This is a genomic window from Citrobacter sp. wls757 (assembly GCF_005280935.1).
Taxonomy (GTDB): Bacteria; Pseudomonadota; Gammaproteobacteria; order Enterobacterales; family Enterobacteriaceae; genus Citrobacter; species Citrobacter portucalensis.
This window is the reverse complement of record NZ_SZWU01000072.1, coordinates 22,480-28,678: the sequence shown is the minus strand read 5'-3', so window position 1 is coordinate 28,678 and position 6,199 is coordinate 22,480. Positions and strand designations below refer to the sequence as shown.

General features: G+C 52.5%; 8 protein-coding genes and 1 pseudogene. 7 read left to right on the top strand and 2 right to left on the bottom strand.

The window, feature by feature from the left end; all coding sequences use genetic code 11:
* A partial coding sequence (locus tag FDW94_RS24560; protein WP_249358650.1) for a coproporphyrinogen III oxidase occupies positions 1 to 259 on the bottom strand: 259 nt, incomplete at its 3' end.
* Positions 260 to 261: 2 nt separating this feature from the next.
* A complete protein-coding gene (gene amiA, locus FDW94_RS19810) occupies positions 262 to 1,131 on the bottom strand; it encodes an N-acetylmuramoyl-L-alanine amidase AmiA (RefSeq protein WP_003038046.1) in 870 nt (289 codons plus the stop codon).
* Between the two features lie 212 nt (positions 1,132 to 1,343).
* On the opposite strand from amiA, the gene FDW94_RS19805 reads away from it, so the two are divergent.
* The 7 genes and pseudogenes from FDW94_RS19805 to FDW94_RS19775 form a co-directional block, all read left to right on the top strand.
* Complete coding sequence (locus FDW94_RS19805) at positions 1,344 to 1,769, top strand: GNAT family acetyltransferase (RefSeq protein ID WP_003038048.1); 426 nt, start codon at positions 1,344 to 1,346, stop codon at positions 1,767 to 1,769.
* On the top strand, positions 1,756 to 2,205 hold the full coding sequence (locus tag FDW94_RS19800; protein WP_003835027.1) for a DUF2919 domain-containing protein: 450 nt from the start codon (positions 1,756 to 1,758) through the stop codon (positions 2,203 to 2,205). The genes FDW94_RS19805 and FDW94_RS19800 overlap by 14 nt, the downstream gene beginning before the upstream one ends.
* Positions 2,206 to 2,264: 59 nt before the next feature.
* Positions 2,265 to 2,840, top strand: coding sequence for an RpoE-regulated lipoprotein (locus tag FDW94_RS19795; protein ID WP_048215807.1), 576 nt, complete (start codon positions 2,265 to 2,267; stop codon positions 2,838 to 2,840).
* A gap of 93 nt (positions 2,841 to 2,933) precedes the next feature.
* Positions 2,934 to 3,833 carry a porphyrinogen peroxidase gene (gene yfeX / locus FDW94_RS19790; RefSeq protein ID WP_048215808.1) on the top strand — a complete coding sequence of 300 codons (900 nt, stop codon included), beginning with the start codon at positions 2,934 to 2,936 and terminating at the stop codon, positions 3,831 to 3,833.
* Positions 3,834 to 4,005: 172 nt separating this feature from the next.
* Positions 4,006 to 4,797 (top strand): SDR family oxidoreductase UcpA, encoded by a 792-nt coding sequence (gene ucpA, locus FDW94_RS19785; protein WP_003835020.1) that lies wholly within the window; start codon positions 4,006 to 4,008, stop codon positions 4,795 to 4,797.
* A gap of 157 nt (positions 4,798 to 4,954) precedes the next feature.
* Complete coding sequence (gene cysP / locus FDW94_RS19780) at positions 4,955 to 5,971, top strand: thiosulfate/sulfate ABC transporter substrate-binding protein CysP (protein ID WP_003835019.1); 1,017 nt, start codon at positions 4,955 to 4,957, stop codon at positions 5,969 to 5,971.
* Positions 5,972 to 6,199, top strand: a pseudogene (locus tag FDW94_RS19775) (molybdate ABC transporter permease subunit); the annotation flags it as partial.

The window sequence follows — 6,199 nt, the reverse complement described above, 5'->3', positions numbered from 1 at the left end:
CAAAACTGCGCCCGGCAAGCTCCGGGCGATGCGCGGTAGCCGAGGCCGGCATTGCATCGCCGTGGACGTGGGAGAAGTTGACGCCTGCTTGCTCGAAAATACCGCCGTTACGCAACACCCTACTGCGCCCGCCGCCGCCCGCTTCGCGTTGCCAGTTATCCTCAACAAATTCGCTGCCGTCTACGGTGGATAACTGCTGACAAATTTCATCCTGCAGGCTGAGCAGGAACTGTTTTACGCGCTGTGCATCGGGCTTCATGGTTAACGTTTCTTCGAGTGTGCTTTCTGGTTATCAAACCAGTGGAAATAGCTGATGATGCCATTGGCGATAGCGGTGGCGATTTTCTGACGAAACGCCGCCGTACCCAGCAATCGTTCTTCTTCCGGGTTGGTGATGAACGAGGTTTCGACCAGGACCGACGGAATCGAAGGTGATTTTAGCACCACGAAGGCGGCCTGTTCCGTGCTGCGACTGTGCAGACGGTGTACCGGCTTGATCTTCTTAAGAATATGCGAGCCTAACGTCAGGCTGTTTTTTATGGTGTCAGTTTGCACCAGATCGAACAGCACCTGCTGCAACAAATGATCTTTGTCAGTGGCCTTCTTTCCGGCGACTTCATCGGCCCGGTTTTCACGATCGGACAGATATTTCGCCATGGCGCTACTGGCACCGCGATTGGATAAGGCAAAGACCGATGCACCCGCAGCGCTCGGATTGGTAAAACCGTCGGCGTGGATCGACATGAACAGATCGGCACCATGTTTGTGGGCGATCTCGACGCGATCGTAGAGCGGAATAAACGTATCGCCGGAGCGGGTCAGGCGTGCATCAATCCCCTGGTTACGTAGGATCGAGCGCACGTTTTTGGCAATAGCCAACACAACGTGCTTTTCTTTCGAGCCGTTGCGACCAATTGCGCCGGTATCAATTCCTCCGTGCCCCGGATCAAGGACAACAACGCGCTTAGCACCGGATTTTTTCGCTTTCGGTTTGCTGTGTCCATTGCTGGTCTTTAGCGCTTCTTCTTTAGCGATGGCTTGTGACATGCCTGACAGCGTCAGGGCGGCCAGCCCGGCTTTCAGCACCTGGCGGCGCGATGTGAGTGTTTTTAGTGGTTTAAAAGTGCTCATACGGCCTGAGTTGTAAAAAAAAGGTTCTAAACGTTATATCGTATCGCGTAGTCCGTTGCGACGGATCGAGATAAGAATTGTTTTACTTTTCATTTCAATACGTGACAATTCCGTATTATGCCATTTTTTCCGCCGCTTCGCGTCAGATATTGGCTAAATCAGCCGTTCGCGCCATAATCGCTTTTTAACGTCCTGAAAAGGTACCCAATACCATGGAAATACGCGTTTTTCGCCAGGAAGATTTCGAAGAGGTGATCACCCTCTGGGAGCGTTGTGATTTGCTGCGTCCATGGAACGACCCTGAAATGGACATCGAACGTAAAGTCAATCATGACGTCAGCTTGTTCCTCGTTGCTGAAGTGAACGGCGAGGTGGTCGGTACGGTGATGGGCGGATACGACGGGCATCGCGGTTCCGCCTATTACCTGGGCGTGCATCCTGAGTTTCGCGGTCGCGGCATCGCCAATGCGCTGCTCAACCGGCTGGAGAAAAAGCTCATTGCCCGCGGTTGTCCGAAGATTCAAATCATGGTGCGTGACGATAACGACGTCGTACAGGGCATGTATGAACGTTTGGGCTATGAACATGCGGATGTACTCAATCTGGGCAAGCGTTTGATCGAAGATGAAGAGTACTGAGTTTCATCCGGCCGACTATGATGGTCATGGGCGTCTGCGCCTGCCTTTTCTCTTCTGGTGCGTACTGCTGTTGCAGGCACGCACCTGGGTTTTGTTTGTGATTGCCGGTTCTTCCCGTGAGCAGGGCAACACCTTGCTGAATCTGTTTTATCCCGATCATGACGCATTCTGGCTGGGGTTGCTTCCCGGCGTTCCCGCCGTGTTGGCGTTTTTACTCAGTGGGCGACGCTTTGCGTTTCCGGTGATCTGGCGCTGGCTGCGCGGATTATTGATTCTCGCTCAACTGGTGCTGCTGTGCTGGCAGCCGGTGATGTGGCTGGCAGGCGATCCGCTCAACGGCGTCGGGCTGGCGCTGCTGGTGGCGGATATCGTCGCGCTGATCTGGCTGTTAACCAATCAACGTCTGCGCGCCTGTTTTTCCCTTGAGAAAGAATAACGGCACTTTTTGGGGAAACCGGACTCCAAGCACCGTTGATAAATAAGGAAGGAAGTGAAATGAAATCACTGCGTTTGACTTTATGCGCGATGCCGCTGCTACTGGCCGGGTGTTCAACGTTGTCCTCGGTGAACTGGTCTGCCGCCAATCCGTGGAACTGGTTTGGTTCTTCAACGCAGGTCACAGAGCAGGGCGTAGGAGCGTTAACGGGCGCTACGCCGCTGGATGAAAAAGCCATTGCTGATGCGCTGGACGGTGATTACCGCCTGCGTAGCGGAATGAAGACCGATAACGGTAATGTGGTGCGCTTCTATGAAGCGATGAAAGACGACAAGCTGGCGATAGTCATCAACGGCAGCCAGGGAACCATCAGTCGTATTGATGTATTAGATCACGATATTTCGTCAGCCGCGGGTGTCGAAATCGGTACACCGTTTAGCGACCTTTACACTAAAGCTTTCGGTAATTGCCAAAAAGCAACCGGCGATGACAGCGCGGGCGTTGAGTGTAAAGCTGAGGGAAGTCAACATATTAGCTATATTTTTTCCGGCGAATGGAGTGGGCCTGAGGATATAATGCCGTCTGACGACACGCTGAAAGCGTGGAAAGTAAGCAAAATTATCTGGCGGCGTTAATTTGCGTCTGAACAAATCGGCTTGTTAAAAAAACAGGTAGAATAGCGCCCATCAATGCCACGATGTCGTGGCATCTTTTTTTCAGGAGGAACAATGTCTCAGGTTCAGAGTGGCATTTTGCCAGAACATTGCCGTGCGGCGATTTGGATTGAAGCCAATGTTAAAGGCGACGTTGATGCCCTGCGTGCGGCCAGCAAAACCTTCGCCGATAAGCTGGCGACCTTTGAAGCTAAGTTCCCGGATGCGCATCTGGGCGCGGTTGTCGCTTTTGGCAACAACACCTGGCGTGCATTGAGCGGCGGCGTCGGTGCTGAAGAGTTAAAAGACTTTATCCCTTACGGTAAAGGTCTGGCACCAGCAACCCAATATGACGTGTTGATCCATATTCTCTCTTTGCGTCATGACGTGAATTTCTCCGTTGCGCAGGCGGCAATGGAAGCATTTGGCGACTGTATTGAAGTTAAAGAAGAAATCCACGGTTTCCGTTGGGTCGAAGAGCGCGATCTCAGCGGCTTTGTTGACGGTACGGAAAACCCGGCAGGCGAAGAAACGCGCCGTGAAGTTGCCGTTATCAAAGATGGCGTGGATGCCGGTGGCAGCTATGTGTTTGTGCAGCGTTGGGAACATAACCTGAAGCAGCTTAATCGCATGAGCATCCATGACCAGGAAATGATGATTGGTCGTACCAAGGAAGCCAACGAAGAGATCGACGGTGATGACCGTCCGGTCACCTCTCACCTGAGCCGTGTTGACCTCAAAGAAGACGGTAAAGGGCTGAAAATTGTGCGCCAGAGCCTGCCATACGGTACTGCCAGCGGCACGCATGGTCTCTATTTCTGCGCCTACTGCGCTCGTCTGTACAACATTGAACAACAATTGCTGAGCATGTTTGGTGACACTGACGGTAAGCGTGATGCGATGCTGCGCTTCACCAAACCGGTAACCGGCGGCTATTACTTTGCACCGTCGCTGGACCGTTTAATGGCGCTGTAATGGTGAGCTAATCCTGTTATCGGCCACGAAATAGACATCCCCGCATCGTCGGGGATTTTTTTTACCTGAGATTAACCTGATTTAGTGAGCTATTCCTCAGCACTAATTTGTTATTGCTGTATCTTCTGCGTGAATGAAGTGAAGGCTTCATATTCAAAAGGAGAATATTGAAATGGGAAAACTCACGGGCAAAACAGCATTGATTACGGGCGCATCTCAGGGTATTGGCGAGGGTATCGCCAGAACGTTTGCCCGCCATGGTGCGAACTTAATCCTGCTGGATATCTCCGATGAGATTGAAAAACTGGCGGATGAGTTGGCTGGGCGAGGGCACCGTTGCACAGCTGTTCACGCTGACGTCAGAGATTTTGCGTCGGTCAAGGAAGCGGTGACGCGCGCGAAGCAGATTGAAGGCAAAATCGATATTCTGGTGAACAATGCCGGCGTATGCCGCCTCGGCAATTTCCTTGATATGAGCGATGAAGATCGCGATTTCCACATTGATATCAACATTAAAGGCGTCTGGAACGTGACGAAAGCCGTTCTGCCGGAGATGATTGCGCGCAAAGATGGGCGCATCGTGATGATGTCATCGGTGACCGGCGATATGGTTGCTGACCCGGGCGAAACGGCCTACGCGCTGTCGAAAGCCGCGATCATCGGTTTGACCAAATCCCTGGCGGTAGAATATGCGCAGTCCGGCATTCGCGTGAACGCCATTTGCCCTGGCTACGTTCGTACGCCGATGGCGGAAAGCATTGCGCGTCAGTCTAACCCGGAAGATCCTGAATCCGTTTTAGTCGAAATGGCGAAAGCGATCCCGATGCGTCGTCTGGCCTGCCCGCTTGAGGTCGGTGAACTGGCGGCGTTCCTGGCATCGGATGAGTCCAGTTATTTAACTGGCACGCAAAACGTGATTGATGGCGGCAGCACTTTGCCTGAAAGCGTAAGCGTCGGCGTCTGATTGATGCCGGTCTCCTCCCCATGTGCTGGGGAGGAGGTACCCCTTATTCTCTTTTCAACTTTCAAATCATCAAACGGTATATAAAACCGTTACTCCTTTAGCACTGGTTATAAATATGATGACCATAAGAAAGTCATTTAATTTATAAGGGTGCGCAATGGCCGTTAACTTACTGAAAAAAAGAACACTGACGCTGGCAGCCATGCTGTTGCTGGTGGGGCAGGCGCAGGCAACGGAACTGCTGAACAGTTCATACGATGTTTCCCGCGAGCTGTTTGCCGCCCTTAATCCGCCGTTTGAACAGCAATGGGCGAAGGATAACGGCGGCGACAAACTGACGATTAAACAATCTCATGCCGGGTCATCAAAACAGGCGTTGGCGATTTTGCAGGGGCTGAAAGCTGACGTCGTGACCTATAACCAGGTGACCGACGTGCAGATCCTGCATGACAAAGGCAAGCTGATCCCTGCCGACTGGCAAAGCCGCCTGCCGAATAACAGTTCGCCATTCTATTCCACCATGGCGTTTTTGGTGCGTAAGGGCAACCCGAAGAATATCCACGAATGGAACGATCTGGTTCGCCCGGACGTGAAGCTGATTTTCCCGAACCCGAAAACCTCCGGTAACGCACGCTATACCTATCTGGCTGCGTGGGGCGCGGCAGATAAAGCGGACGGTGGGGATAAAGCTAAAACCGAACAGTTCATGACCCAGTTTCTGAAAAACGTGGAAGTATTTGATACCGGCGGTCGTGGTGCAACTACCACCTTCGTGGAGCGCGGTCTGGGCGACGTACTGATTACCTTTGAATCGGAAGTGAACAATATCCGTAAACAGTACGAAGACCAGGGCTTCGAAGTGGTGGTGCCGAAGGTCAACATTCTGGCGGAGTTCCCGGTGGCCTGGGTAGATAAAAATGTGCAGGCCAACGGTACTGAAAAAGCGGCGAAAGCTTACCTGAACTGGCTGTACAGCCCGCAGGCGCAAACCATCATTACCGATTTCTATTACCGCGTGAATAACCCGCAGGTAATGGACAAGCTGAAAGATAAATTCCCGCAGACCGAATTGTTCCGTGTGGAAGATAAGTTTGGCTCGTGGCCTGAAGTGATGAAAACGCACTTTGTCAGCGGCGGTGAGCTGGACAAACTGCTGGCGGCGGGGCGTAAGTAAATGTTTGCTGTTTCTTCCCGACGTGTGCTGCCCGGCTTCACTTTGAGCCTGGGCACCAGCTTACTGTTTGTCTGCCTGATATTGCTGCTGCCGCTGAGCGCGCTGGTGATGCAACTGGCGCAAATGAGCTGGGCGCAATACTGGGATGTGATTACCAATCCGCAGGTGGTGGCGGCTTATAAAGTGACGCTGCTGTCAGCGTTTGTGGCGTCGATTTTTAACGGCGTG

Bases quoted from the DNA above. Each gene is read 5' to 3' on its own strand.
- amiA (WP_003038046.1), bottom strand. From the start codon at position 1,131: ATGAGCACTTTTAAACCACTAAAAACACTCACATCGCGCCGCCAGGTG.
- FDW94_RS19805 (WP_003038048.1), top strand. From the start codon at position 1,344: ATGGAAATACGCGTTTTTCGCCAGGAAGATTTCGAAGAGGTGATCACC.
- FDW94_RS19800 (WP_003835027.1), top strand. From the start codon at position 1,756: ATGAAGAGTACTGAGTTTCATCCGGCCGACTATGATGGTCATGGGCGT.
- FDW94_RS19795 (WP_048215807.1), top strand. From the start codon at position 2,265: ATGAAATCACTGCGTTTGACTTTATGCGCGATGCCGCTGCTACTGGCC.
- yfeX (WP_048215808.1), top strand. From the start codon at position 2,934: ATGTCTCAGGTTCAGAGTGGCATTTTGCCAGAACATTGCCGTGCGGCG.
- ucpA (WP_003835020.1), top strand. From the start codon at position 4,006: ATGGGAAAACTCACGGGCAAAACAGCATTGATTACGGGCGCATCTCAG.
- cysP (WP_003835019.1), top strand. From the start codon at position 4,955: ATGGCCGTTAACTTACTGAAAAAAAGAACACTGACGCTGGCAGCCATG.